This is a genomic window from Massilia oculi, from assembly GCF_017582745.1.
GTDB lineage: Bacteria > Pseudomonadota > Gammaproteobacteria > Burkholderiales > Burkholderiaceae_D > Telluria > Telluria oculi_A.
The window spans coordinates 45,131-70,107 of sequence record NZ_JAFVIM010000027.1; the positions used below are offsets into that span (position 1 = coordinate 45,131).

The 24,977-nt window shown below is 64.4% G+C and carries 23 protein-coding genes; 10 read left to right on the forward strand and 13 right to left on the reverse strand.

Features of this window, described 5'->3' with window-relative positions:
- Positions 1-32: 32 nt before the first annotated feature.
- On the forward strand, positions 33-1,475 hold the full coding sequence (locus J3U95_RS23970) for a M20/M25/M40 family metallo-hydrolase (RefSeq protein ID WP_208281151.1): 1,443 nt from the start codon (positions 33-35) through the stop codon (positions 1,473-1,475).
- Positions 1,476-1,499: 24 nt separating this feature from the next.
- Here the strand turns inward: J3U95_RS23970 and J3U95_RS23975 are convergent, their stop codons facing one another.
- A complete protein-coding gene (locus J3U95_RS23975) occupies positions 1,500-1,871 on the reverse strand; it encodes an Lcl C-terminal domain-containing protein (RefSeq protein WP_147934579.1) in 372 nt (123 codons plus the stop codon).
- 221 nt (positions 1,872-2,092) lie between these two features.
- Here J3U95_RS23975 and J3U95_RS23980 point away from each other — a divergent pair, with 221 nt between their 5' ends.
- The 4 genes from J3U95_RS23980 to J3U95_RS23995 all read left to right on the forward strand — a co-directional run bounded on the left by J3U95_RS23980 (position 2,093) and on the right by J3U95_RS23995 (position 7,181).
- Positions 2,093-2,554 (forward strand): hypothetical protein, encoded by a 462-nt coding sequence (locus tag J3U95_RS23980; RefSeq protein WP_208281152.1) that lies wholly within the window; start codon positions 2,093-2,095, stop codon positions 2,552-2,554.
- 431 nt (positions 2,555-2,985) lie between these two features.
- Positions 2,986-4,140: a right-handed parallel beta-helix repeat-containing protein gene (locus tag J3U95_RS23985; RefSeq protein WP_208281153.1), complete on the forward strand. Its 1,155-nt coding sequence runs from the start codon at positions 2,986-2,988 to the stop codon at positions 4,138-4,140.
- A 272-nt stretch (positions 4,141-4,412) separates the two neighbouring features.
- Complete coding sequence (locus tag J3U95_RS23990) at positions 4,413-5,567, forward strand: right-handed parallel beta-helix repeat-containing protein (protein ID WP_208281154.1); 1,155 nt, start codon at positions 4,413-4,415, stop codon at positions 5,565-5,567.
- A gap of 231 nt (positions 5,568-5,798) precedes the next feature.
- Positions 5,799-7,181 carry a right-handed parallel beta-helix repeat-containing protein gene (locus J3U95_RS23995; protein ID WP_208281155.1) on the forward strand — a complete coding sequence of 461 codons (1,383 nt, stop codon included), beginning with the start codon at positions 5,799-5,801 and terminating at the stop codon, positions 7,179-7,181.
- A 66-nt stretch (positions 7,182-7,247) separates the two neighbouring features.
- Here the strand turns inward: J3U95_RS23995 and J3U95_RS24000 are convergent, their stop codons facing one another.
- Positions 7,248-7,928 carry an SOS response-associated peptidase gene (locus J3U95_RS24000; RefSeq protein ID WP_208281156.1) on the reverse strand — a complete coding sequence of 227 codons (681 nt, stop codon included), beginning with the start codon at positions 7,926-7,928 and terminating at the stop codon, positions 7,248-7,250.
- Between the two features lie 121 nt (positions 7,929-8,049).
- Between J3U95_RS24000 and J3U95_RS24005 the strand changes: the two genes are divergently transcribed.
- The 3 genes from J3U95_RS24005 (at position 8,050) to J3U95_RS24015 (ending at position 9,746) form a co-directional block, all read left to right on the forward strand.
- On the forward strand, positions 8,050-8,454 hold the full coding sequence (locus tag J3U95_RS24005; RefSeq protein ID WP_208281157.1) for a hypothetical protein: 405 nt from the start codon (positions 8,050-8,052) through the stop codon (positions 8,452-8,454).
- A gap of 5 nt (positions 8,455-8,459) precedes the next feature.
- Positions 8,460-8,669, forward strand: a complete 210-nt coding sequence (locus J3U95_RS24010) for a hypothetical protein (protein ID WP_208281158.1) — start codon at positions 8,460-8,462, stop codon at positions 8,667-8,669.
- Positions 8,670-8,768: 99 nt separating this feature from the next.
- Positions 8,769-9,746, forward strand: a complete 978-nt coding sequence (locus tag J3U95_RS24015) for a sensor domain-containing diguanylate cyclase (RefSeq protein WP_208281159.1) — start codon at positions 8,769-8,771, stop codon at positions 9,744-9,746.
- 4 nt (positions 9,747-9,750) lie between these two features.
- On the opposite strand, the gene paoC (J3U95_RS24020) is transcribed toward J3U95_RS24015, so the two are convergent.
- From paoC (J3U95_RS24020) to J3U95_RS24055, 8 genes are all read right to left on the reverse strand, one after another.
- Entirely contained in the window at positions 9,751-11,952 is a 2,202-nt protein-coding gene (paoC, locus tag J3U95_RS24020; RefSeq protein WP_208281160.1) for an aldehyde oxidoreductase molybdenum-binding subunit PaoC, read from the reverse strand.
- Between the two features lie 112 nt (positions 11,953-12,064).
- Positions 12,065-14,272 carry an aldehyde oxidoreductase molybdenum-binding subunit PaoC gene (paoC, locus tag J3U95_RS24025; protein ID WP_208281161.1) on the reverse strand — a complete coding sequence of 736 codons (2,208 nt, stop codon included), beginning with the start codon at positions 14,270-14,272 and terminating at the stop codon, positions 12,065-12,067.
- A gap of 4 nt (positions 14,273-14,276) precedes the next feature.
- Positions 14,277-15,230 (reverse strand): FAD binding domain-containing protein, encoded by a 954-nt coding sequence (locus J3U95_RS24030; protein WP_208281162.1) that lies wholly within the window; start codon positions 15,228-15,230, stop codon positions 14,277-14,279.
- Positions 15,227-15,880 carry an aldehyde dehydrogenase iron-sulfur subunit PaoA gene (gene paoA / locus J3U95_RS24035; RefSeq protein WP_208281163.1) on the reverse strand — a complete coding sequence of 218 codons (654 nt, stop codon included), beginning with the start codon at positions 15,878-15,880 and terminating at the stop codon, positions 15,227-15,229. The genes J3U95_RS24030 and paoA overlap by 4 nt, the downstream gene beginning before the upstream one ends.
- A 326-nt stretch (positions 15,881-16,206) precedes the next feature.
- Positions 16,207-18,009, reverse strand: a complete 1,803-nt coding sequence (locus tag J3U95_RS24040) for a PHA/PHB synthase family protein (protein WP_208281164.1) — start codon at positions 18,007-18,009, stop codon at positions 16,207-16,209.
- Between the two features lie 10 nt (positions 18,010-18,019).
- Positions 18,020-18,868 carry a universal stress protein gene (locus J3U95_RS24045; RefSeq protein ID WP_208281165.1) on the reverse strand — a complete coding sequence of 283 codons (849 nt, stop codon included), beginning with the start codon at positions 18,866-18,868 and terminating at the stop codon, positions 18,020-18,022.
- Positions 18,869-19,264: 396 nt separating this feature from the next.
- Complete coding sequence (locus J3U95_RS24050) at positions 19,265-19,540, reverse strand: hypothetical protein (RefSeq protein ID WP_208281166.1); 276 nt, start codon at positions 19,538-19,540, stop codon at positions 19,265-19,267.
- A 159-nt stretch (positions 19,541-19,699) separates the two neighbouring features.
- Positions 19,700-20,305 (reverse strand): DUF4214 domain-containing protein, encoded by a 606-nt coding sequence (locus J3U95_RS24055; protein ID WP_208281167.1) that lies wholly within the window; start codon positions 20,303-20,305, stop codon positions 19,700-19,702.
- Between the two features lie 147 nt (positions 20,306-20,452).
- Between J3U95_RS24055 and J3U95_RS24060 the strand changes: the two genes are divergently transcribed.
- Positions 20,453-21,079, forward strand: coding sequence for an IS607 family transposase (locus J3U95_RS24060; RefSeq protein WP_208281168.1), 627 nt, complete (start codon positions 20,453-20,455; stop codon positions 21,077-21,079).
- An 8-nt stretch (positions 21,080-21,087) separates the two neighbouring features.
- Complete coding sequence (locus tag J3U95_RS24065) at positions 21,088-22,260, forward strand: RNA-guided endonuclease InsQ/TnpB family protein (RefSeq protein ID WP_229520071.1); 1,173 nt, start codon at positions 21,088-21,090, stop codon at positions 22,258-22,260.
- On the opposite strand, the gene J3U95_RS24070 is transcribed toward J3U95_RS24065, so the two are convergent.
- The 3 genes from J3U95_RS24070 to J3U95_RS24080 all read right to left on the reverse strand — a co-directional run bounded on the left by J3U95_RS24070 (position 22,261) and on the right by J3U95_RS24080 (position 24,365).
- The gene (locus J3U95_RS24070) at positions 22,261-22,650 is read right to left on the reverse strand and encodes a hypothetical protein (RefSeq protein ID WP_208281170.1); all 390 of its coding nucleotides are present in this window, start codon (positions 22,648-22,650) and stop codon (positions 22,261-22,263) included.
- A gap of 302 nt (positions 22,651-22,952) precedes the next feature.
- Positions 22,953-23,219 (reverse strand): hypothetical protein, encoded by a 267-nt coding sequence (locus J3U95_RS24075; protein ID WP_208281171.1) that lies wholly within the window; start codon positions 23,217-23,219, stop codon positions 22,953-22,955.
- 771 nt (positions 23,220-23,990) lie between these two features.
- On the reverse strand, positions 23,991-24,365 hold the full coding sequence (locus J3U95_RS24080) for a hypothetical protein (protein WP_208281172.1): 375 nt from the start codon (positions 24,363-24,365) through the stop codon (positions 23,991-23,993).
- Between the last annotated feature and the right edge of the window lie 612 nt (positions 24,366-24,977).

The following is a 24,977-nucleotide window of genomic DNA, read 5'->3' on the forward strand; positions in this document are numbered from 1 at the left end:
TGAATCTTTTCGAACTAGCAAGGGTTTCCCGAATGAAACGCAGCTTCCGCCTTCACCACCTTCCCGTCATGGGTGTCATCGCCGCCGCGCTGCTGGGCGTCCCGGCGCTGGCCGCCAGCCCCGGCAACGATCCCGCCGCCCTCGCCAAGATCCGCGACACGGCGATGAGCAGCGATTACGCCTGGCAACGTACCGAAGACATGACCGACCTGATCGGTCCGCGCCTGTCCGGTTCGCCCGGCGCCGCGGCGGCGGTGACGCAGGTGGCGGAGGCAATGCGCAAGCTCGGCGCCAAGGTGACTTTGCAACCAGTTAAAGTGCCGCACTGGGTGCGCGGCATCGAGACTGGCGAACTGGTCGAGTACACCGGTCGTCCGCAGGGCGTGACCCAGCGCGTCGTGCTGGCCGCACTGGGCGGTTCGGGCGCGACTCCGCTCGAGGGACTGGTGGCGCCGGTGCTGGTGCTCAAGAGTTTCGACGAACTCAAGAGCCGCGCCGCCGAAGTGAAGGGCAAGATCGTCCTGTTCGACGTGGCGTTCGACCAGCACATGGCCGACCGCGGCCTGGCCGGCCACGCCTATGGGCAGGGTTCGGCCTACCGCCGCAACGGCCCGCGCATGGCGGCCGAGCTCGGCGCTGTCGGCGCACTGGTGCGTTCGGTCGGCGGCGCGGCCTATCGCCTGCCGCATACCGGTTCCTCGGGCCTGCTCGAGAACGCACGCATCCCGGCCGCCGCCGTGACGGCGGAGGACTCGATGCTGATGGCGCGCCTGGCCAAGCGCGGCCCGCTGAACATGAAACTGGTGCTGACCCCGCAAAACCTGCCGGACGCCGACAGCTTCAATGTGATCGCCGACTTGCCGGGCACCGAGAAACCGGATGAGATCGTGATCGTCTCGGGTCACCTCGATTCCTGGGACCTGTCGCCGGGCGCGCACGACGATGCCGCGGCCGTCGCCAGCGCGATGGCCGTGTTCGAGGTGCTCAAGAAGCTCGACTACCGTCCACGCCGCACCATCCGTTTCGTCGCCTGGATGAACGAAGAGAATGGCCAGCGCGGCGCGGCCGCCTACCTGGCCGCCGAACAGGCCAACGCGGGCAAGCACTTCGGCGCGATCGAAAGCGACAACGGCGTCGGCCGTCCCTTCGGCCTGCGCGCTAGCGTCATGCCGCAGTCGGTCAAGCTGTTCGCGCCGCTGCAAGCGGCAATGCAGCCGATCGGCGCCAATGTGTTCCAGCGCCAGGACGTACTGGCCACCGGCGACCTGGCCGGTCTGGAACGCGCAGGCGTGCCGAGCTTCGCGCCGATCGTCGACACCTCGAGCTATTTCGACTACCACCACACGCCGGCCGACACCCTGGACAAGGTCGATCCGGACATCCTGCGCCGCCATGTGGCGCTGATGACCGCGACCGCCTGGTACCTGGCGAATATGGAGCAGGACATCGGCCGCTCCAGCGTGCCGAAGCCGTGATCCCGCATCGCCCGCGCCGCCGGCTCAGGCCGCTGTGCTGATGCGCCGTATCGCGCGCGCATGGCCGCGGTAGGGCCGGCCATAGATGGTCTGGATGCCGCTCGCGAAATTCTGGCCCCAGACCAGCTGCGCGCGGGTGGCGTGCGGCTCGCTCGACCAGTACCAGTTGCGCTCGAACGATTCGCGCAGGTTCGCGAACAGCAGGGCCAGTTCGCGCCGCGTCGGCAGCGCGCCCCCATGGCCGTTGGCCCAGTCCACGGCCGTGGGCCAGCTGACGTCGGAGGAGTCGCCTGGCAGCAGGACCAGGTGGTAGTCGGGTTCATCCTTGCCCAAGATCAGACCGGCATATTCTTCGCCGTCTTGCAGCATTCCCCGGATTTGCATGTATTCGCCCATTGAAATCTCCTCGCGTTAAGTAGCCGTGGGATAAGACTGCTGAGCGCGACTTTTGGTTTCGTGCTGGGTTCGATCTAGATCATGGTCGCGTCTAATTTCTAAGAAGACGGATCTTGTGGGGATTTGATATTACGTGGAAAAATTTCTTGCGGTAACTTGAACTAAGGAAGTTGACGCCGCTCAAAGGGGTACATTGTTTAATTCAGGTAAGGAACTCCCCGATGGAAAAGACCGTGACCTTCGCTTCTTCGTGCCGTGTCAAGGCCGCGCTGTACTGCAGCGTTGCCGTCCTGCTCGCCGCCTGCGGCGGTATGACCGACGAGTCCGCCAACCAGCAGTTATTGTCGGATACGGTGGCCAGCGAGGCCACGGAGGCATCGAGCGCCAGGACCACGAGCGCCATTGACCCTGGCCTCGCGATGCCGGAGACGACCGCGCAGGAGACGGCCATGCCTGACGCCGCCGTGCCGACCGTGCCGGATCCGGCGCCGGCCACGCCCGACAATGGCGTCCTGACTGCTGCGCCGGCTGCCCAGGCCGCCGAGGGCAGCGCCCCGGCATTGAACGAATTCAATCTCAACGGTTACCAGGACGCTGCGTCCTCGTCCGATGCATCGAGCCAGGCCACGCCGGCCACCGCCAGCGCCGACGGCCAGCAAGCCGCGCAGGCACCCGCCGCGTAGGAAGCACGCTTCAATCTCGCCTGCGCCTGCGCCTGCGCCTGCAACAGCAACAGCAACAGCAACAGCAACAGCAAGCGCATCCACCGGGCGCCGGACCAGCGGTGGCCGCGCTCCGCGTGGGCTACCGTGCTCGACTCGGCGCGGTGGCATAAGTTTCCCCCCGGCCAGCCGCGCGCCCCGCCTTTCGCACGCGTACCTCTCGCGCACCTTTCCTGTCTCTGGCTCACCACAGCGCGCATGTCTCCAGCCCTACGATCGCGCATATCGGTGGGCTTGTCGTGTTCGGTAGAAAACTGCTGAGTATTCCATTTCTATAGATACATTTCTTTGAAAAAATTAATGCCTACGGAAAAAATTTCTCAGAAAAAGTTGAACTTAGGAAGTTTCCTGCGCTCAAAGGGTTACATTGTTTATTAGCGTAAGACACATTCATGCAGATCTTCGCTACCTTCGCTTCGATCCGTACCAACGCTACCCGCGCCGCTGCCGCCGTCGCCTTGCTGGCCGCCGCCATGTCGGCCAGTGCCGCCACCATCCCGACCACCCCGAACAATTTCTACGTCTCGCCGACCGGTTCGGACACGGCAGCCGGCACCGGGGCCGCGCCGTTCAAGACGCTGGCACGCGCCGCCAAGGCCGCGACCAAGGCCGGCACGACCGTGTTCGTGGCGCCGGGCACCTATGCCGGTGGTTTCAAGACCACCGCCAGCGGCACGGCAAGCAGCCGCATCTACTGGGTCTCGACGACGAAGTGGGGCGCCAAGATCGTGCCGCCTGCGAACTCGACCAACAACAGCGCCTGGGACAACCGCGGCAACTACGTCAGCATCATCGGTTTCGACATCGACGGCAGCAAGCTGGGCAGCGGCACCAAATGGGTCCACGGCATCTATACCGGCGGTTCGTACAACGTCATCGAAGGTAACCACGTGCACCACATGGCCACCACCATCCCGTGCAACAGCGCCGGCGGTTCGGCAATCGGCGTCGACAGCTATTACAAGGGCGTGAAGGGCGATGTGATCGGCAACGTCGTGCACGATATCGGCCCGGCCGGCTGCACCTATGTCCAGGGCATCTATCACAGCACCTCCGGCACCATCAAGAACAACGTCGTCTACCGCGTCGGCTCGGCCGCGATCCACCTGTGGCACGATGCGACCGACGTCCAGATCGTCAACAACACGGTGAGCTCGTCGGTGTTCGGCATCATCGTCGGCGGTGGCGACTACTACTTCACCAAGGCAGGCGCCAACAATGTTCACGTGCACAACAACATCGTGTACGACAACAAATACGGCATCTCGGAGCAAGGGACCACCGGCAAGGGCAACACCTACAAGAACAACCTGGTCACGAAGAACACGACCTACAACTTCCAGATGCGCAACGGCCTGACCCATACGGGCACCATCAGCTCGGAACCGCTGTTCACCGGCTATTCGCGCACCGCGGCACTGCCGAACTACAAGCTGTCGACCAGCTCGCCGGCGATCGGCCGCGGCCTGGCGACCTACGCTCCGGCGACCGACATCGACGGCAAGGCGCGTGGCACGGCGATCGACCTCGGCGCTTACCAGCACTAAGCGGCGCCAGAGCGGCCTCCGGCCCAGCGCATGTCCTGGCACGCGCATCTTGCGGACACCGCGCACCAGGCGCGGGTCCGCTTCCAGATAACTCAGTAAGACCGTCCCTCGGTGCGCCTCATGAGGGCCCTTTCTGGCAAGTGTTTGATTTCCATAGAGAAATTGCTCTTGAAAATCTAATACTCCTAGAAAAAATTTCCTAAAAACAGTTGAACTTAGGAAGTTTCCCGCACTCAAAGAGTTACATTGTTTAATTAGGGTAAGACACATTCATGCAGACCTTCGCTACCTTCGCTTCGATCCGTACCAACGCTACCCGCGCCGCTGCCGGCGTCGCCTTGCTGGCTGCCGCCATGTCGGCCAGTGCCGCCACGATCCCGACCACTCCGAACAATTTCTACGTCTCGCCGACCGGTTCGGACACGGCAGCCGGCACCAAGGCCGCGCCGTTCAAGACCCTGGCACGCGCCGCCAAGGCCGCGACCAAGGCCGGCACGACCGTGTTCGTCGCGCCAGGCACCTATGCCGGCGGTATCCGGACTACCGCCAGCGGCACCGCAAGCAGCCGCATCTATTGGGTGTCGACGACGAAGTGGGGCGCCAAGATCGTGCCGCCTGCGAACTCGACCAACAAGACCGCGTGGGACAACCGCGGCAACTACGTCAGCATCATCGGCTTCGACGTCGACGGCAGCAAGATCGGCACCGGCACCAAATGGGTGCTCGGCATCTACACCGGCGGTTCGTACAACGTCATCGAGGGCAACCGCGTGCATCACATGGCGACGACCATTCCGTGCAACAGCGCCGGCGGCTCGGCGATCGGTGTGGACAGCTACTACAAGGGCGTGAAGGGCGATGTGATCGGCAACGTCGTGCACGATATCGGCCCGGCCGGCTGCACCTATGTCCAGGGCATCTATCACAGCACCTCGGGCACCATCAAGAACAACGTCGTCTACCGCGTGGGCTCGGCTGCGATCCACCTGTGGCATGACGCGACCGACGTCCAGATCGTCAACAACACGGTGAGCTCGTCGGTGTTCGGCATCATCGTCGGCGGTGGCGACTTCTACTTCACCAAGGCAGGCGCCAACAATGTCCACGTGCACAACAACATCGTGTACGACAACAAGCATGGCATCTCGGAGCAGGGCACCACTGGTAAAGGCAACACCTACAAGAACAACCTGGTCACGAAGAACACGACCTACAACTTCCAGCTGCGTAACGGCCTCACCCATACGGGCACCATCAGCTCGGAACCGCTGTTCACCGGCTACTCGCGCACGGCGGCGACGCCGAACTTCAAGCTGTCGACCAGCTCGCCGGCGATCGGCCGCGGCCTGGCTACCTACGCTCCGAAGACCGACATCGACGGCAAGGCGCGCGGTACCGCCATCGACCTCGGCGCTTACCAGCACTAAGCAGCACCCAGCAGTACCCCCGGCAGTACCGACCCGGACCGAAGCCAGCCCAGGCCAGCTTCATCCGGCGTCACCCGCGCCAGCGCCAGCTGGCGGATCTCGTGGACGGGCGCCTGCGCCCCGTCCGCTCCGACACATCAGGAGAAGCCCACGCCCCGCGTGGACAGCCACGCCCTGCGCGTGGCCCCTCCATTGCCCGGTCTTTTTTGCCGGACTAGAAGGAAACCTTAGATGAAAAGCAGCACCATGATCGCCTCGACCCGCCGCAACAACTTGACCCGCGTCGCCGCCGCAGCAACCCTGCTGGTGGCCGCCACTGCATCGGCCCAGGCCGCCACGGCCCCGCAAAGCGCGGCGCCGGCCGCCACCGCCGCCGCTTCGGCCCAGGAACAAGTGCGCCAGCTGTACCTGGCCCTGCTCGGCCGTGAGCCGGACGCGGGCGGCCTGCAGTACTGGAGCCAGGCGGTGAGCCGAGGTGTCAGCCTCGCGACCGTCGAAGCGGAGATCAAGCGCAGCGCCGAATACACCAAGCGCGATCCAGGTCCTGTCGCCGGCCCGAGCATCCCGGCCACGCCCTATAACTACTACGTCTCGCCGAACGGTTCGGACAGCGCCGCCGGCACCAAGGCTGCGCCGTTCAAGACGCTGGCGCGCGCCGCCCAGGTCGCGACCAAGGCTGGCACCACCGTGTTCGTCGCGCCTGGCACCTATGCCGGCGGCATCAGGACCACCGCCAGCGGCACGGCAAGCAACCGCATCTACTGGGTGTCGACCACCAAGTGGGGCGCCAAGATCGTGCCGCCTGCCAAATCGACCAACAAGACCGCCTGGGACAACCGCGGCAACTACGTCAGCATCATCGGTTTCGACGTCGACGGCAGCAAGATCGGCACTGGCACCAAATGGGTGCTCGGCATCTACACCGGCGGTTCGTACAACGTCATCGAGGGTAACCGCGTGCACCACATGGCGACGACCATTCCGTGCAATAGCGCCGGCGGCTCGGCGATCGGCGTTGACAGCTATTACAAGGGCGTCAAGGGCGACGTGATCGGCAATGTCGTGCACGATATCGGCCCGGCAGGCTGCACCTACGTCCAGGGCATCTATCACAGCACTTCGGGCACCATCAAGAACAACATCGTTTACCGCGTGGGCTCGGCAGCGATCCACCTGTGGCATGATGCGAAAGACCTGCAGATCGTCAACAACACGGTGAGCTCGTCGGTGTTCGGCATCATCGTCGGCGGTGGCGACTTCTACTTCACGAAGGCGGGCGCCAACAATGTCCATGTGCACAACAACATCGTGTACGACAACAAGTACGGCATCTCGGAGCAAGGGACGACCGGCAAGGGCAACACCTACAAGAACAATCTGGTTACCAAGAACACGACCTACAACTTCCAGCTGCGCAATGGCCTGACCCATACGGGCACCATCAGCTCGGAACCGCTGTTCGCCGGCTACTCGCGCACCGCGGCAACCCCGGACTACAAGCTGACGGCAAGCTCGCCGGCAGTCGGCCGCGGCCTCGCCACCTACGCGCCGAAGACCGACATCGACGGCAAGGCGCGTGGCAGCAGCATCGACCTGGGCGCATACCAGCGTTAATAGCTTGTGATGGCGGCATGGCCGCGAGGTGAATGGCCGGGACGTGCGAGCGTCCGGGCCACTTTTCTATTCGGATTCGGTATCGATCGGCTGCACGACCTCGGGACCTTTGAACCCGGCCCGGTTGACCAGCGTGCTGACCGCGTGCCACTCGAACGCGTCCGAGGGCAGGGCGGCGCGGCGCGCGAACGCCAGCGCTTCCTCGCTCGAGAGCGCCGGATCGAGCCAGGTGTCGGCATCGAGCGCATCCAGCACCACCGGCCGCCGGTCGTGGATGTCGAGCATGCCGCCCGAGGCGTCGTCGGTCACCAGCACGAAGCCGGCCTCCGCGCGGTTTTCGGTAAAACTGCCAAAATTGGCCAGGGCCAGCATGAACAGCGGCGCACCGTCGCGGCGGTGGATGTGCCAGGGTTGTTTATGGCCTTTTTCTCCGGTCCACTCGTACCAGCCCTGGGCCGGCACCAGCGCCCGACCCGACTTGAGCAGGCCGCGCCAATAGCGGTTGGTGAGCTTGTCCATGCGCGCATTGATCGTCACCGGGACCTTGCCCTTGGCCCAGCGCGCCTGGTAGCTCCAGTACACGTCGTCCACCCGCCGCTCGCCATCCTGGATGTGCAGCAGCGGCCGGTAGGAGCCGGGCGGCACGTTGTAGGCCGGCGTGGCTTCGCTGTCATACACCGCGTCGAGCCAGCCGATCGCGCTGGCGTAGTTGCGAGCCGTCTGGCTCTGGTCAAATCGTCCACACATGGATCGATACTAGCGCAAGCCGCATGAAGGCAGCACGCGTCAGCGCGCGAGGCGTGCGGCGTTTGGCCGCACCGTCCGGCAATGGTATGCTCCGGGATCATATGATTGACGAGGAGCAGGTATGGCAGCAGGCTGGTGGACCGTATTGAAGACAGTCCCTTGGAGCGAGGTGATCAGCGCCGCGCCGCAGGTGGCGACCGGCGCGCGCCGCCTGTGGGACACGGTCAATCGCAAACCGGGGGCGGTGGACCCGGCGACCGGCCTGAGTCCCGAGATGGCCGCGCAAGAAGACGACATCATCGGCCTCCTGATCGCGCGTTACGAACAGAACGATGCGGAACTGAACGACTTGCGCAACCAGATGCGCGCGGCCTCCGAACTGATCGCCAACCTGGCCGACCAGAATGCCCAGCTGATCGCCAAGATGGACGTGCAGCGCCAGAAGATCACCTGGCTCGGCGTGACCGCCGGCCTGTCGGGGCTGCTGGCCGTGGTGGCACTGATCCTGGTGGCAGTGCGGACCTAGATGAAATGAAACTGGTACTGATCTTCGCGACGCTGTTCATCTTCGTTTCGATGCTGCTGAACGGTGCGCGCCGGCGCGGCAAGCTCAACGAGAGCGCCAACCGCGCCGTGACCGGCCTGGCCAATTCGATGCGCATCTTCGTGTTCGGCCTGCTGTTCTTCGTGGCGATCGTCTGCGTGGCGATGGCCTGGCATATGCTGCAGAGCCCGCCTTGACCCCGGCCGGCGTGGCTGCCAGCAATCCCGTTTCTTCCGTTGGTCCAGGAAATTCCGGTATGATTTGAATTGTTTCCCAAATTCAACATTTGCCGATCCGTGACTCAAGCCAAGCCAGAACTCATCAGCAGCCTGCCGGCGCGGGCGCTCAATCTCGTCGATTGCGGTGTGATCGTGCTCGACCATGAAGGTTGCATTGTCCTCTGGAACGGCTGGCTGGTGCCGCGTTCCGGCCGCGGCGCGGCCCGGATGCAGGGCCATGCCTTGATCGAAGTCTTCCCCGACCTGCGCGGATCGCGCGTCGAGGCGGCCATCTTCGCCGCGCTGCTCGAAGGCGTCGCCACCGAGCACGTGCCGCCCTCGAACAACCGTTCGCCATTCCCGCTGCGCGAGCCGGGCAGTTTCGACGGCGCCCTGATCGACCAGGCGGTCTCGGTCACGCCCTTCGACGAAGGCGGCCAGCGCTTCTGCCTGGTCGAGATCCGCGACGTGAGCAGCGTCGCCGTGCGCGAGCGGCGCTTGATGGAGCACGCCGAATCGCTGCGCGCGCGTTCCTATATCGACGGCCTGACCGGGATCGCCAACCGCCGCCACTTCGACGTAGCGCTGGAGCGCGAACTGCGGCGCGCGCAGCGCGCGGATGGCGCGCTGGCGCTGCTGCTGGTCGACATCGATTCGTTCAAGGCCTATAACGATCACTTCGGCCACCAGCAGGGCGACAGCTGCCTGACCATGGTGGCCCAGGAGCTGGCCGGCATGCTCAAGCGGCCGGCCGACCTGGCGGCGCGCTACGGCGGCGAAGAGTTCGCGGCCGTGCTGCCCGACACCACGCTAGAGCAGGCGCGCGTGCTGGCCGACCGCATCCGCGCCCACGTCGCCGGCCTGGGCCTGCAGCAGGCGCCGGCCGCCCACCATCCGCAGGTCACGCTCAGCATCGGCGTCTCCGCCTTCGACCGTGCGCGCCTGAATGCGCCGGAAGCGCTGATCGAGGCGGCCGACAAGGCCTTGTATGCGGCCAAGCGCGGCGGCCGCAATCGCGTGGTCGCCGACGGCGACGTGGTGGACGTCGCCGCCTGAACCGTCAAACGGGTGGCAGCCGGTCGAGCAGCTTGTCGAGCGTGACCGGATACTCGCGCACGCGCACGCCGGTGGCGTTGTAGATCGCGTTCGCCACTGCCGCCGCGACCCCGCACAGGCCCAATTCACCGACGCCCTTGGCCTTCATCGGTGACGAGTATTCGTCTTCCTCGTCCAGGAAGATCACTTCCTGGTGCGGGATGTCGGCATGCACCGGCACCTCGTAGGTAGCCATGTCGTGGTTGGCGAAGAAGCCCAGGCGCTGGTCGACCACCAGGTGCTCCATCAGCGCGCCGCCGACGCCCATCGTCATCGACCCGATCACCTGGCTGCGCGCGGCCTTCGGATTGAGGATGCGGCCGGCCGCGCACACGGCCAGCATGCGCCGCACCCGGGTCTCGCCGGTGACGGCGTCGACCGCCACTTCGACGAAGTGGGCGCCGAAGGTCGACAGCTGGTTCTTCTTGGCCAGGTCGCCGAACTCGATCACGTCTTCGGCCACCAGATCGCCATCCCGCGCCGCCTGCGCCAACGGCAGGCTGCGGCCCGCCGCACGCACGGCGCCGTCGACGAACTCCGCCTCGCCGGCCAGGCCCAGCCTGGCGACCGCCTGCTCGCGCAGCTTGACGCAGGCCGCGTACACGCCGGCGGTGGCGCTGTTGGCGCCGAACTGGCCGCCGGAGCCGGCCGAGACGGGAAAGTCGGAGTCGCCCAGCTTGACGTCGACCCGCGCCAGCGGCACGCCCAGCATCTCGGCCGCGGTCTGGGCGATGATAGTGTAGCTGCCGGTGCCGATATCGGTCATGTCGGTCTCGACGACCACCGTGCCGTCGGTGCGCAGCCTGACGCGCGCGGCCGAGGTGATCACGGGGCTGTTCCTGAATGCCGCCGCCACGCCATGCCCGATCAGCCAGCGGCCTTCGCGCACCTGCGCCGGCTTCGGATTGCGCTTGCTCCAGCCATGGCGCTCGGCGCCGGTGCGCAGGCACTCGATGAAGCGCCGTTCCGAGAATGGACGAATCGGCTTCTCGGGATCGACCCGGGTGTCGTTCAGGATGCGGAACTGGACCGGGTCCATGCCCAGCTTCTCGGCCAGCTCGTCCATCGCGATCTCGAGCGCCATCAGGCCCGGCGCCTCGCCCGGCGCGCGCATCGAATTGCTCTCGGGGAGATCGAGCACGGCCACGCGGGTGGTGGTCATCCGATGCTGGCCGGCGTACAGCAGGCGGGTCTGCTGGGTCGCGACCTCGGGCCGCCCGCCCGGCAGGTTGCCGTTCCAGGTCTCGTGGCCGATCGCGGCGATGCGGCCGTCGCGGCCCGCGCCGATGCGCAGGCGCTGGATGGTCTTGGGGCGGTGGGTGGTGTTGTTGTAGACCAGGTGGCGCTGCAGGGCCACCTTGACCGGACGCCCAGCGGCGCGCGCGCCGAGCGCCGCCAGCAGGGCATCGGCACGCAGGAACAGCTTGCCGCCGAAACCGCCGCCAATATACGGAGAGATCACGCGCACGTCCTGCTTGCGCATGTGCAGGGTCTTGGCCAGGTCGCTGCGCCACCAGTCGATCATCTGGCTCGAAGTCCAGATGGTCAGCTTGCCGCCATCCCAGCGCGCGGTGGTGGCATGCGGCTCCATCATGGCATGCGACTGGTCGGGTGTGGTGTAGACCGCGTCGAGCTTGACCGGGGCCAGCTCGAAATAGCGTTCGAAGTCGCCGGCGCGGGTGTCGGGCGGATAATCTCGCTCGGGCTTGGGCGCGATGCCGCTGTCCTTGACCTTCGCCAGGTCGAAACTGCCTTTCTCTTCGCGGTAGCGCACGCGCACCAGGCTGGCGGCGGCGCGTGCCTGTTCGAAGGTCTCGGCCACGACCAGCGCCAGCGCCTGGTGGTAGTGCTCGATCTTCGGTCCGCCGAGCAGGCGCGCGGTGTTCTTCTCGCCCTTGCCGAGCTTGCCGGCGGTGGCGGCGGTGACCACCGCCAGCACGCCCGGCGCGCGGCGCGCCGCCTCGACGTCGATGGCGGCGACCGTGCCCTTGGCGATGGCGGAGCCGACCACGATGCCGTGGGCCGCGCCAGGCACTTCGCGGTGGTGCTCATAGGCATAGGCGGCGCGCCCGGTGCACTTGAGCGGGCCGTCGATGCGGTCGTAGGGACGGCCGACGTGGCGCAGCCTGTCGATCGGGTTGGTGGTGGCGGGAGTGTTGAATTTCATGGGCGTGACCTCTCCAGGCGCCGAAGTCGCGGCGCTCGCATCAAGAATCGGATCGAGAATCGGATCAGGAAACAACGCGGGACGGCGCCGCGGCGCCGCCCCGCGTGCGGCGTCAGGCGGACAGCGGCATCTTCTCGATCAGCTTGTCGAGCGTGATCGGGTATTCGCGCACCCGCGCGCCGGTGGCGTTGTAGATCGCATTCGCGACCGCGGCGCCGACCCCGCAGATACCGAGCTCGCCGACGCCCTTGGCTTTCATGGGCGAGGACAGCTCGTCTTCTTCCTTGAGGAACACGACTTCCTGGTGGGGGATGTCGGCGTGCACCGGCACCTCGTAGGTGGCGAGATCGTGGTTGGCGAAGAAGCCGAGGCGCTTGTCGACCACCAGGTGTTCCATCAGCGCCGCCCCCACGCCCATCGTCATCGCGCCGATCACCTGGCTGCGCGCCTGCTTCGGATTGAGGATGCGGCCGGCCGCGCACACGGCCAGCATGCGCCGCACCCGGACTTCGCCGGTGATCGCGTCGACCGCGACTTCGACGAAGTGGGCGCCGAAGGTCGAGAGCTGGTTCTTCTTGTCCAGGCCACCGGAAAATTCGATCGTGTCCTCGGCCACCAGCTCGCCGCCGACGGCGGCTTGCGCCAGCGGCAGGTTGCGCCCGCCGGCACGCACTGCGCCGTCCACGAACTCGGCCTCGCTTTCCTTGACGCCAAGCTTGGCGGCGACCTGTTCGCGCAGCTTGGCGCAGGCGGCGTACACGCCCGAGGTCGAGCTGTTCGCGCCCCACTGGCCACCCGAGCCGGCGGAGGTCGGGAAGCTGGAGTCGCCCAGGCGCACCTCGACCCGCTCGAGCGGCACGCCCAGCATCTCGGCCGCGGTCTGGCCGATGATGGTGTAGCTGCCGGTGCCGATATCGGTCATGTCGGTTTCGACGATGACCTTGCCTTCGCCCGTGAGCCGCACCCGCGCCGCCGACTTCATCACCGGGCTGTTGCGGAAGGCCGAGGCCACGCCGTAGCCGATCAGCCAGCGGCCCTCGCGGGTCTGGCCCGGCTTGGGATTGCGCTTGTTCCAGCCGAACTTCTCGGCGCCCATGCGCATGCACTCGACGAAGCGGCGCTCGGAGAACTTGCGGATCGGCTTTTCGGGATCGACCTTGGTGTCGTTCAGGATGCGGAACTGCACCGGGTCGATGTTCAGCTTTTCGGCCATCTCGTCGATTGCGATTTCGAGCGCCATCATGCCCGGCGCCTCGCCCGGCGCGCGCATCGCATTCCCTTCGGGCAGGTCGAGCAGGGCGACGCGGGTCGCGGTCATGCGGTCGGCGCCGGCGTACAGCAGGCGGGTCTGCTGGGTAGCGACTTCCGAACTGCCCTTGGGCAGGTTGCCGTTCCACGACTCGTGGCCGATGGCCGTGATGCGGCCGTCGCGGCCGGCGCCGATGCGGATGCGCTGGATGGTGGCCGGGCGGTGGGTGGTGTTATTGAAGATCAGGTGACGGTGCAGCGCTACCTTGACCGGACGCTTGGCCGCGCGCGCGCCCAGCGAAGCGAGCAGGGCGTCGGCGCGCAGGAACAGCTTGGAGCCGAAGCCGCCGCCGACGTAGGGCGAGATCACGCGCACCTTGTCCTTCGGGATGTTCAGCGTCTTCGACAAGTCCTTGACGCACCATTCGACCATCTGGTTCGAGGTCCATACGGTCAGCTTGTCGCCTTCCCAGACCGCGGTAGTGGCGTGCGGCTCCATCATCGCGTGGGATTGGTCCGGGGTGGTATAGGTGGCGTCGAGTTTCACCGGGGCGGTATCGAATCCACGCTGGAAGTTGCCGGCCTTGGAGTCGGACGGGTCGGATTCCCAGTCGGGTTTCACGGCCTTGTCTTTCTCGGCGGCCAGGTCGAACTTGCCTTTCTCTTCGACGTATTTCACGCGCACAAGGTGAGACGCGGCGCGCGCCTGTTCGAAGGTTTCGGCGACCACCAGCGCGACGGCCTGGTGGTAGTGCTCGACCTTGGGGCCGGCCAGCAGGTGGGCGACGTTCATGTCGCCTTTACCCAGCTTGCCGGCATTCGCGGCCGTGACCACGGCGAGCACGCCGGGCGCGCGGCGGGCGGCGTCGATCTCGACCGAGGCGATGCGGCCCTTGGCGATGCTGGAACCGACCACGAAGCCGTGGGCGGCGTTCGGCACTTCCTTGTGGTGCTCGTAGGCGTAAGGCGCGGTGCCGGTGCACTTGAGCGGGCCATCGATGCGGTCGAGCGGCTGGCCGACGTAGCGCTGGCGGTCGATGGGATTGGTGGTGGCTGGAGTCGTGAATTTCATGGGATCAGCCTTTCTTCGCTGCGGACATCGCTTCCGCGAGGGTACGGTGCACCAGGGCCACCTTGAACGCGTTGTCTTCGGTGGTGCGGGCGCCGGCCATCAGGCGGTCGGATACCGCCTTGGCGCCTTGCGCCATCTGGCGTTCGGCCTCTTCGACCCGCCATGGCTTGTGCGCCACGCCGCCGACCGCCACGCGGCCGCTGCCGTCGGGCAGGATCACGGTGGCGACCGATACCAGGGCGAAAGCGTAGGAGGCGCGGTCGCGCACCTTGCGGTAGGCGTGCACGCCGCCCAGCGGCTTCGGCAGCTTGACGGAGGTGATCAATTCGCCCGGTTCGAGCACGGTCTCGATGTGCGGGGTATTGCCCGGCAGGCGGTGGAAGTCGGCGATCGGGATGCTGCGCATGCTGCCGTCGGCCTTCACGGTTTCCACCTCGGCGTCGAGCAGGCGCATGGCGATCGCCATATCGCTCGGATGCACGGCGATGCAGGCTTCGCTGGCGCCGACCACGGCGTGGTGGCGGGTGAAGCCGCCGATGGCGGCGCAGCCGCTGCCCGGCTGGCGCTTGTTGCACTTCTGCGCCGTATCGTAGAAATACGGGCAGCGGGTGCGCTGCAGCAGGTTGCCCGAGGTGGTCGCCTTGTTGCGCAACTGGGTCGAGGCGCCTGCCAGCAGGGCGCGCGACAGCACGGCGTAGTCCTTGCGCACGCGCGGGTCGGCCGCCAGGTCGGTGTTGCGCACCAGGGCGCCCACACGCAGGCCGCCGTCGGAGGTGGGCTCGATCTTGTCGAAGCCAAGACCGTTGACGTCGACCAGGGCGGTCGGGGTCTCGATCTCGAGTTTCATGAGGTCGAGCAGGTTGGTGCCGCCGGCGATGAAGCGGGCGTTCGGGGTGCGGGCGACGAGCTGGGCGGCCTGGGCCGGCGAAGTGGCGCGCTGGTAGGTGAATGCCTTCATGCCTTGACCCCTCCCACTTCGGTGATCGCATCGATGATGTTCGAGTAGGCGCCACATCGGCAGATATTGCCGCTCATGCGTTCGCGGATCTCTTCGACGGAGAGCAGGGGTTTCGCATTCAGGTCTGCGGTCACGTGGCTCGGAATGCCCTGGCGGATTTCCTCGATCACGGACACGCTGGCACAGATTTGACCGGGGGTACAGTAGCCGCACTGGTAGCCGTCGTGCTTGATGAAGGCGGCCTGCATCGGATGGAGCTTCTCTGGCGTGCCGAGGCCCTCGATGGTGGTGATGTTGGCGCCTTCGTGCATGACCGCCAGCGACAGGCAGGAGTTGATGCGGCGCCCGTCCATGATGACGGTGCAGGCGCCGCACTGGCCCTGGTCGCAACCCTTCTTGGAACCGGTCAGGTGCAGGTGCTCGCGCAGCGCGTCGAGCAGGCTGGTGCGGGTGTCCAGCTCCAGGGTGACCTGCTTGCCGTTGACGGTGAAGGTGACGCCGGTGGTGACCGGCTCGGGAGTGGTGGTCGCGCCAGCCGTCGGTGCGGCCTGCTGGGCATGCGCGCCCGGGACGGCCGCGGTCGATACCGACAGGGCGCCGGCGATCAACAGGTCGCGCCGTGTAAGCTTGACGTCGCTGAATTGGTCCATGCTTGTGGCTTCCTTCTCTAGAGTGCGTTGCCCACACCTGTTCTCGGCGTCAATACTGCGGCGCCGACAGGTGTGGAAGGGCTTGCGGAGTTGTCGAATTGATTCTAAGTCAGCTATCGCGAAGGCCGCGTTCCCTTGAAACTTGAAGTTTCTGAATGGCTGTAAATATCGTCCCGGAAGCATGTGGCCCACCGGCCATTCCGTAATACGGAGACGCATGCAATCCAGTACAGGCGCACACAAAACGGCAGGCAGCATGCCGGCCGCCAGCATCCCAGCCGACGACGCAGGCGAATGCGGTGTTGGAGCGAAGGGAATAGGCGGGCTTATTGCTGAAGGACGTAGTCGCCCGGTGCGGGCGCCGTGTCAGGTATCGGCGCCGGCGGCGGTACATGCTTGCCAGCATGGCGCGAGAGCCATTGATCCCAGGCGGGCCACCAACTCCCCTCGAGCTGGGGCACGCGCGCCAGCCAGCGGTCGGGATCGATATAGGGATCGTCATGCCGGTGCACGGCGACCTGGTAGCTGCGGTTGGGACTGCCCGGCGGTGAGACCACGCCGGCATTGTGGCCGCCGCTGGTGAGAATGAAGGTGATCTCGGTATCGGTGAGCGGGATGATCTTGTACACCGAGCGCCATGGCGCGACGTGGTCGGTGAGCGTGCCGACCGCGCAGATGGGCACGTCGATGTCGCTCAGCGAGACGGGATGCCCACCGGCCAGGTAGCGCGAGCTGGCCAGGCTGTTGCGCAGGAACAGGCGGTGCAGGTACTCGGCGTGCATGCGATAGGGCATGCGGGTTGCGTCGGCATTCCAGGACATCAGGTCGCTCTCTTGCTCGGGCAGGTCGAGCAGGTAGTGGCGCAGGCGTCGCGACCAGATGAGGTCGTTGGAGCGCAGCAGCTGGAAGGCGCCGGCCATCTGGCGCGTGTCGAGGTAGCCCTGCTGCCACATGGCGGCCTCCAGGAAGCTGACCTGGCTGTCGTCGATGAACAGCGACAGCTCGCCGGGCTCGGTAAAGTCGACCTGGGCCGCCAGCAGCGAGATGCTGGCCAGGCGCCGGTCGTGGTCGCGCGCCATGGCGGCGGCGGCGATCGCGAGCAGGGTGCCGCCCAGGCAATATCCGGCAGCATTGATCTTGCTGGCGCCGGTCTGGGCGACGATGGCGTCGAGCGCGGCAGTGATGCCCAGCTGGCGATAGTCGTCCATGGTAAGGTCGCGGTCGTCGGCTTGCGGATTCTTCCATGACACCATGTACACGGTATGGCCGCGCTCGACCAGGTAGCGCACCAGGGAATTGTGCGGCGACAGGTCGAGGATGTAGAACTTCATGATCCAGGCCGGCACGATCAGGAGCGGGACTTCGTGCACGGCAGGGCCGACCGGGTCATAGCGCAGCAATTCGATGAGCCGGTTGTGCATCACTACCTTGCCCGGCGTGACGGCCACCTCGCGCCCCGGCCGGTAGTTGACCACGTGCGGCTTGCCTGTGAGCAGGCCTTGCACGTCGCGCCAGGCGCGCATGGCGCCGTTGACAAGGTTCATCCCGCCGCTGGCCAGCACGGCGCGCTGCACGACGGGGTTGGTGGTGACGAAATTCGACGGCGCCACGCAGTCGAGCAGCTGGCGCGCGACGAAGGTGACGACGTCGGCATGGTGCGGCGCGACGCCGCGCACGGTGGAGGTGGTGCGGTGCCACCATTGCTGGCTCAGCAGGAAGCCCTGGCTGAGCTGGTGCCAGGGCCAGGTATTCCAGGCCGGATCGACGAAACGTTTATCCTGGGCCAGCGGTCGCACCAGATCGGCGGCATCGCCGGCCGGCGTGACCAGGTATTGCAGCCAGCGCTGCCAGCCGAGGGCAGCGTCGGTGGCCAGCTCGTGCTGCTTGTCGGGCGACATCATGAGGTGGCTGGCCCAGTCGAACCAGGCCATGGCGAGCGCGGCCGGCGACAGGTTGCCGGTGAGGCGGCCGAGCCAGGCCCACAGCACCAGATCGGCATGGACTTGCCCGCTGCCGGCGACCCGCGCATGGCGGTGGGTGCCGCCGAGCCAGGCGCTGCCTTCGAGCCGGCGCGTGCTGCCGGCGGCATCTGGACGTGTGTCGGGGGCCATGGCGAAGGTTCGCGGCATGCAGCTGCGCTCAGTGCGCGATCAGAAGCGGTGTGTTGGCGCCCGCCAGCAGCGCGCGGGTGACGCCGCCAAGGACGAACTCGCGGTAGCGGCTGTGGCCGAAGGCGCCCGTGACCAGCAGGCCGGCATCGTGCTCGCGCGCAACCTTGAGGAGCGCGTCGCCGGTGCTGCTGCGCGTGGTCTCGATGACGACGTCGACCTTGAGCCCGTGGCGCGCCAGGTGCAGCGCCATGTCGGCGCCCGGTTCTTCTCCATGCATCTCGGCCATGGCGCCGGGATTGATGAGCGTGAGCTTGACCGTATCGGCCTGCCGCAGCAGGGGCAGGGCGGCGGAGATCGCGCGGATCGCCTGCATACTGCCATCCCAGCCGACGACGGCGGTGCCGGGCAGGGCCCGGTTTTTCCAGCCGGGCGGCACCACCAGCACGGGACGCGCGCCGTGCAGCGCGACGTATTCGGGCAAGCCGCGCGCCTGGGCCGGAATGCCCGGCACGGCGATCGGTTCGCCGTCGCGGCTGACGATCACGAGATCGGCATAGCGCGATTCGAGCAGCAGGGCGTAGCGGGCGTCATCTTCGAGCATGCGGGTTTCGAAACTCTCGACGCCGTGGCGCTGGATGGCGGTGCGGAATTCTTCGAGCCGCGCCTCGACCGCCTCGCGCACCCCGCTGAAATCGGACTCGGGCATCATCGGCGCTCCCATCGAGCCGACCAGCAGGGAATAGTCGAACCAGGAAATGCCGGTGGCGGCGCTGCCGACGAGGTGGGCGTCGAAGGCATTGGCCAGCAGGGCGCCGGCGCGCAGGCGCGCCTCTTGCTCGGGACTGCCGTCGACGTGAACCACGATGGTCTTGTACATGCTCGTTCCTTTCGTTTCGGTAAAAGCGGACTCGGGCGGATAGGCGTGCCGGTATCTGCCAAGGGAGCGAACCCTCGATGGCATCTGGCCTATACGCTTTGATTACTCAAAGTCCACTTTATTCCCGGATCGGAGGCGTGTCAGGGGCGTGGTTGATGTGAATCAAAAAAGCTGAGAAAGAAGGGCGGATTGGTGCCGAAAAGAATGTCAGGAGTGCGTACGACTGCTCTGACGCAAGGACGCGGTCGCGATTACCTCTTTTAGGCCTTGTGACTATGCGGGGTGGCCGCATACTTATGTCATTACCGGCGATGTGGTCGGTTCTCTTGTGTCTCCATCTCGGCCCTGCCGAGGACTTGGCCGTTGCCTGCTTCGTGCGGCAGCGGCCTTTTTTTATCAGATGGAGGGATCAGGGGCGCGCGCCGCGGCAAGGTCCGGCGCGGCGGACGGCTGTGGGGCGGTGGTGACGGGCTTGGCGGCGTGCGCGGTCAGGTCGCCGGGGACGAGCACTTCCCAGTTCGTGCTGACGAGGTCGAGGACCATTTCCTCTTGCCGGCCGCAGCAGGTGCAGGTGCGCTGGTCTCGGGCCGTGTTGTACTGCCAGGAATGGGTCGTCGTGAGTGCGCCCGTGATGGCAGAAAATAACGATTTTGATGCCGAGAAAAATCCCATGATGCTCGCCAGAAGTTAACCTGGTCAGCGTATTACGGAACTTGTGAGTATGCAAGATACTGAACAGGTAAAGGCTTCAGGTTCTTGCTTCCGGCTGCTCGACTGTTGCGAAATCGATGAATTGAAGGCTGGACCACGGGCGCGGCGGTCCCTGGCGGCTCAAGCGACTTCGAATGTCGTGCTCAATACGCCGACCAGCGCCACCATCTCGGCCGACTCGACCAGAGCCAGCAGCACGTCGCCGCGATCGACATGGCCATTGGCCAGCATCGCATTCCATTCCGACAGTTCGAGCGCCGTCGCTTCGCGCTCGAGTGCTGTCTGGTATAGATGTGCAATAAAGGCCGCGTCGTCCAGCCCGCCCGTCGCTTCATCGGCAGCAATGAAGCTGTCGGCGATGTCGGCCAGCGTGGCGTCGCCGTCGTCGTTGCGACTGGCGTAGAGGACGTAGCCGTCACGGCTCGCGCGGTTGAGCTGCAAGGTATCGTAGCCTTCGCCGCCATCCATTATGTTGTAAGTGATGTGGCCGATCGTGTCTGCGATGCCTTCACCGATGATGATCCGGTCGTCGCCGCCGCCGGCGTCGACCTCGTCCTGGCCGCCGTCGATGATGATGGTCTGGCTGGCGCTGTCGGCGATGATCTTGGCGCGGCCCGGCACTTGCTCGAACGTGCCTGCGCCTGTGATGAGGGTGATGTCAAAGCCACTCAGGCTGATGTGCGCCATATCGCCCAGGCCGTTGGTATCGACCAGGACGGCGCTCAAGGCGGTGCCGCGGACGCTTTCCAGCTGCAGGGCGCATTCGGTGCGACGTCCCTGGCCATTGTCGGGGTGATCGTCGACAGCATGAACGGGGTAGGGTTATTAACAGTTAGATGAGAACTTGTTTAAATCTATGCAGTCTTATGCATTATGAACAAGTTCGTTTCCATCGGCATGGCTGCGCAAGCCTTGGGCGTCTCGACCAGTACCCTGCGTCGCTGGGAGGCCAGCGGTCGGCTCACTCCGGTACGAACAGAAGGAGGTCAGCGCCGGTACGACTTGGCCGCCTTGCGACCTGAAACGCAGGGCGGTGCTCAGGCGGTGCGCAAGACTGTCGCCTATGCGCGGGTGTCCAGTCATGATCAACAGGCGGACCTGGAGCGGCAAAGGCGGGTACTTGAATTGTACTGCGCGAGTCATGGATGGGCGTTCGACATGATTGCCGACCTTGGGTCGGGCATGAACTATCGCAAGAAAGGCTTGAAACGTTTGCTCGATGGGATAGTCGAAGATGAGGTTGGGCGCCTGGTCTTGACGCACAAGGACCGGTTGCTGCGTTTTGGCGCGGAGCTGATATTTGCCTTGTGCCAGACAAGGCAGGTCGAAGTGGTCATCATCAACCAGGGCGAGGACACCAATATCGAAGAAGAGCTAGCCAGCGATGTGCTCGAGATCATCACCGTCTTCTCGGCCCGTCTCTATGGAAGCCGCAGTCACCGCAACCAGAAGCTGATCGATGGCGTGCGCACAGCAGTCAAGGAGTCGCAATGTATCTAGGCCATCGCATGCGACTCGATCCGAACAATGTCCAGGCGACGTATCTGGCGCGTGCCGCCGGCACTGCACGTTTCGCCTATAACTGGGCCTTGGTCGAGTGGAGGCGGCAGTACGAGGCAAGCAAGACCGATCCGACGGTGGACAAGCCAAATGAGGCGGCGTTGCGGCGCCAGCTCAATGCGATCAAGGCCGAGCAATTCCCCTGGATGCTGGAAGTGACCAAGAACGCACCACAGATGGCGATCATGCAGTTGGGTCAAGCATTCGAGAATTTCTTCAAAGGTCGTGCCCGCTATACCACCTTTCGCCGCAAGGGCCGTGACGATCGATTTACATTAAGCAATGACCAGTTCCGTGTCGAGGAAAATCGCATCCACATTCCAAAACTGGGATGGGTTCGCATGCGCGAATCCCTGCGTTTCTCCGGGCGCATCGTCTCGGCCTCGATCAGCCGGATTGCGGATCACTGGTACGCGAGCATTACCGTTGACATCAAGGATCAACATCAACCGCCAGCCGAAACCCAAGGCGCGGTGGGAGTCGACTTCGGTGTGTCGGCGCTGGCCACGCTGTCGACCGGTGAAGTGTTCACCGGCCCGAAAGCGTTGGGCACACTGCTCGCCCGTCTGCAACGCCTGTCGCGCGAGGTCTCACGCAAAGTCAAAGGATCGCGCAATCGTGCCAAGGCGAAAGCCAGGCTTGCCCGGCTATACGCCAGCATCGCCGACCTGAGGCGCAACGGCCTGCATCAGTTGAGCACGTATATCACCCGCCATTTCCACACCATCGGTATCGAAGACCTGCACGTGAAGGGCATGCTCGGAAATCGTCGCCTGGCCCGAGCGATCGCTGACATGGGATTTGGTGAGCTGCGCCGCCAGCTGGAATACAAGGCGACGCGGCGCGGCGGTCAGGTCGTCGTGGTAGATCGCTGGTATCCGAGCAGCAAGACATGCTCGTGCTGTGGCTACCGGATGGATGTGCTTCCACTGACGGTTCGCCATTGGCGTTGTCCCGGCTGTTGCGCACTGCACGACCGGGACGTCAACGCGGCAATCAACCTGAAAAACATGGCGGTGAGTTCCACCGCATCGGCCTGTGGAGGGGCAGGCGCTGGCCTCGCGCGTCAAGTGCGAAGTGAAACCGGCCCCGGTGAAGCAGGAATTCAACAGCAAAGTTAACTATGGATAGCTTCGCGTAAGTTTGAAGGAACGGAAGTCCCAGTATGACTGGGCGGAGAGGGCGGCGATCATCGGGGCATGCTCGGCCTCAGGGCTGTGCGCTGCGATCTGGGCATTCAGCATGTCCAGCGCGCGTGACACTGGCTGTATGGCCGATGGGCCCTCCATCAGCAGGCCATATCCGGTTGGCAGGTGGGCCGAGATTGCCATGGCATGACTTGGTATCGTTAGCAGCGGAATGTCGGCGACGTCGTTTCCGTTTTCGTCGTGGCGTGCCGCCGTAATCACTGGGACGACCACGGTACGCGTGACGTCGCCATTGGCATCGGCGTGGTTGGTGATCTGGATGTCGACGCCGTCGATGTTGACGGTGGATGAAACGGTTGCCATAGCGGTTCTTTATGGTTGGGCATGGCAAGATACCTAATATAAATGTAAATGAACCGCAGGTTGGCAGAACTCTTACTGCAGCTGGCGTTGATACTCATTGCGCATAAACCAGAGCATCGGCGTTGCCGAGATAGGGCCGCACAGGGGCCTGCCACAGTTCAGTGGCCGAAGCCAGATCTGCTTCGCCGTGCAGCGACAAGTGCAAGCGCGAGAAGCGGTGTCAGGACTAGCGTCAGATTTGATACTGGCGAATGCAACGAGCCGCAGGCACTGGCGACTTGTTCGGGTGACCGCAGCAGTATTCAGCAGTCCAGTCGGTGCAGTGTACGAACCCTTTGCACCCCGTGAGATATGGCCATCATTTCTGCAAGGCCCCTGGTAGTAAAGCTTTGTGCGCGGACCTCGTGGAAGGCAGCGGCCTGTTTCGGTGCATCGGGGATGCCGCGGATTCGCTCGATCGAGTATGCGGGCCAGAATCCCCCGTCGGGGGCTTCTACCACGCGACCATGGATGCGGTAATCACCTTCATCCCAAGGGTTGACCGACTTTATTGGTTCGAAGCTGTCCATAAACCCCTCGTTCTAAATCGACAACTTATTTTACGAGCGGCATGGTACGTGGTCAGCGCAAAGCATATCAATAGCGGTTCAAACCTGTATCAGCCATGCTGAATGCATACGCCATTTCGCGTCCTGAACGGCTGAAGTTCGCCAATAGTGCGGGGAGCCTCGTCACCGCCGGTTGTCACCCGAGTGTGCAATGACCTGCGCATCGAAGCGGGCCGTGGTAGCTGAAGTGGTCGGAAGTCAGGAGTGACAGCGGGCTGGAGAGATCATCCGCTCGATGATTATCGAAATGCATCATGTGTTGTTTTTAAGAATCTTCCAAGTGAACCGCGCTGTACTGGGTTGCAAACTGCAATTAATATTTAGACAGAAATCTCTCCAATTGTCACGCTGGTGCTAACCTGCGGCGATTGATGTGGCCCAGAAGGTGGAAAAATGCAGAAGTTACGAGGAAAGCGCGTCGCGCAGATGATGAACGAACTGGAAGCTGAGGGAGTCGTCATCTCGGAAGCCGATCAGGCGATGCTCTGCGCGTACGTAAAAGGATCGGTGAGTGGTGCGGATCTGCTAGCGCACGCCGTTCAATTTTGTGATCTCTCGTCTTACCAGAGCTGGTTATGCAGTAACTTCGGGGGAGCCTACCCTACCATGTCGTCCGAGGTGTCAATCGAACAACTTGTAGCAGAGATAGCAAGCAGTCTTAGGCTTCGAAGCGTCGAGACGCCGGCAAGACCGGTGCAAGCCCCGTGGGCTCGCCGGACTGCCGCCGAACTTCTAAAGCCGTTCCGCCTGGGGGCCCGCGTGCCGTCGATCGCTGGTCTCGTCGACCCATCCCCTGTGACAGCCCAAGCCCTCAAGGCCGAACTCGATCACACGCCATAGCGCGACGAGCGAGGCTGGACCTTTGATCACAGCAGTGATGCCAGCAAATCGGCAGGCTTTTGCGGCTGCGTACGTTGCATCGCTTGCTGTAATCAGGATGACAGCGGCGGTATGGCAGCGGCTTTTCAGCTCGCCAGCAAATGACCGCCGCTCCACCGGGCGCGTCGGGCTGCAGATCAACACTACATCGAACCGTGTTGTCCCCATCGCGCTCAACGCGGCATCATGCTTTTCAGTGGCGATAGTCATATAGCCGAGCGACGTCATATGGGTCTTCAGATCCCCACACAGCTTACGGCTATCACCTACTACCAATGCTGCTCTCATGTCGGCACCATGCTTTAAATACTTGGCTCGACTTTACTTTTTATCCACTCACTAACAGTACCAGCGCTCGCCGGTCAGGCAGGCGGGACTTCTCCTACAGGTCATGAATGACGACCTTTTCGGCATCCGGCGGTTGCGATGTCACTACCGCAGGGCCCGACGGTCGCGACACCGGGCAACTCGAATATGACCGACACTGCCTGCGCCACGACGCCCGACGCTTTCATTGGTGGGATCGTGCCCGAGTCTCAGAGCTGACACTACCGACGCGAAACAGTTCAGGCTTGGCCACGTTGACGGAATAGCGTACAGCGTGCCTTGCGAACGAACTTATTGCGTTGGCGCTGAATTACGCAGAGCAGCCACCGCGGGTTTCACTTCCGTCGACTGATGCATCGTGTTGCGCCAACGATTCCCATTGCGTTCCCAGGGGCTTTGTTGCATAAATCAATTGAGCGCGTAGTACCCCAAACCCCAGACGGATTTACGGCATGGTCACCGCTACGGTCGTGGGCGTGCCCAAGCGCGTGAAGCGATTGAGGATGGCGGCAC

Excerpts from the sequence above, each read along its gene's own strand:
- J3U95_RS23970 (WP_208281151.1), top strand. The coding sequence starts at position 33 with ATGAAACGCAGCTTCCGCCTTCACCACCTTCCCGTCATGGGTGTCATC.
- J3U95_RS23975 (WP_147934579.1), bottom strand. The coding sequence starts at position 1,871 with ATGGGCGAATACATGCAAATCCGGGGAATGCTGCAAGACGGCGAAGAA.
- J3U95_RS23980 (WP_208281152.1), top strand. The coding sequence starts at position 2,093 with ATGGAAAAGACCGTGACCTTCGCTTCTTCGTGCCGTGTCAAGGCCGCG.
- J3U95_RS23985 (WP_208281153.1), top strand. The coding sequence starts at position 2,986 with ATGCAGATCTTCGCTACCTTCGCTTCGATCCGTACCAACGCTACCCGC.
- J3U95_RS23990 (WP_208281154.1), top strand. The coding sequence starts at position 4,413 with ATGCAGACCTTCGCTACCTTCGCTTCGATCCGTACCAACGCTACCCGC.
- J3U95_RS23995 (WP_208281155.1), top strand. The coding sequence starts at position 5,799 with ATGAAAAGCAGCACCATGATCGCCTCGACCCGCCGCAACAACTTGACC.
- J3U95_RS24000 (WP_208281156.1), bottom strand. The coding sequence starts at position 7,928 with ATGTGTGGACGATTTGACCAGAGCCAGACGGCTCGCAACTACGCCAGC.
- J3U95_RS24005 (WP_208281157.1), top strand. The coding sequence starts at position 8,050 with ATGGCAGCAGGCTGGTGGACCGTATTGAAGACAGTCCCTTGGAGCGAG.
- J3U95_RS24010 (WP_208281158.1), top strand. The coding sequence starts at position 8,460 with ATGAAACTGGTACTGATCTTCGCGACGCTGTTCATCTTCGTTTCGATG.
- paoC (WP_208281160.1), bottom strand. The coding sequence starts at position 11,952 with ATGAAATTCAACACTCCCGCCACCACCAACCCGATCGACAGGCTGCGC.
- paoC (WP_208281161.1), bottom strand. The coding sequence starts at position 14,272 with ATGAAATTCACGACTCCAGCCACCACCAATCCCATCGACCGCCAGCGC.
- J3U95_RS24030 (WP_208281162.1), bottom strand. The coding sequence starts at position 15,230 with ATGAAGGCATTCACCTACCAGCGCGCCACTTCGCCGGCCCAGGCCGCC.
- paoA (WP_208281163.1), bottom strand. The coding sequence starts at position 15,880 with ATGGACCAATTCAGCGACGTCAAGCTTACACGGCGCGACCTGTTGATC.
- J3U95_RS24040 (WP_208281164.1), bottom strand. The coding sequence starts at position 18,009 with ATGCCGCGAACCTTCGCCATGGCCCCCGACACACGTCCAGATGCCGCC.
- J3U95_RS24045 (WP_208281165.1), bottom strand. The coding sequence starts at position 18,868 with ATGTACAAGACCATCGTGGTTCACGTCGACGGCAGTCCCGAGCAAGAG.
- J3U95_RS24050 (WP_208281166.1), bottom strand. The coding sequence starts at position 19,540 with ATGGGATTTTTCTCGGCATCAAAATCGTTATTTTCTGCCATCACGGGC.
- J3U95_RS24060 (WP_208281168.1), top strand. The coding sequence starts at position 20,453 with ATGAACAAGTTCGTTTCCATCGGCATGGCTGCGCAAGCCTTGGGCGTC.
- J3U95_RS24065 (WP_229520071.1), top strand. The coding sequence starts at position 21,088 with ATGCGACTCGATCCGAACAATGTCCAGGCGACGTATCTGGCGCGTGCC.
- J3U95_RS24070 (WP_208281170.1), bottom strand. The coding sequence starts at position 22,650 with ATGGCAACCGTTTCATCCACCGTCAACATCGACGGCGTCGACATCCAG.
- J3U95_RS24075 (WP_208281171.1), bottom strand. The coding sequence starts at position 23,219 with ATGGACAGCTTCGAACCAATAAAGTCGGTCAACCCTTGGGATGAAGGT.
- J3U95_RS24080 (WP_208281172.1), bottom strand. The coding sequence starts at position 24,365 with ATGACGTCGCTCGGCTATATGACTATCGCCACTGAAAAGCATGATGCC.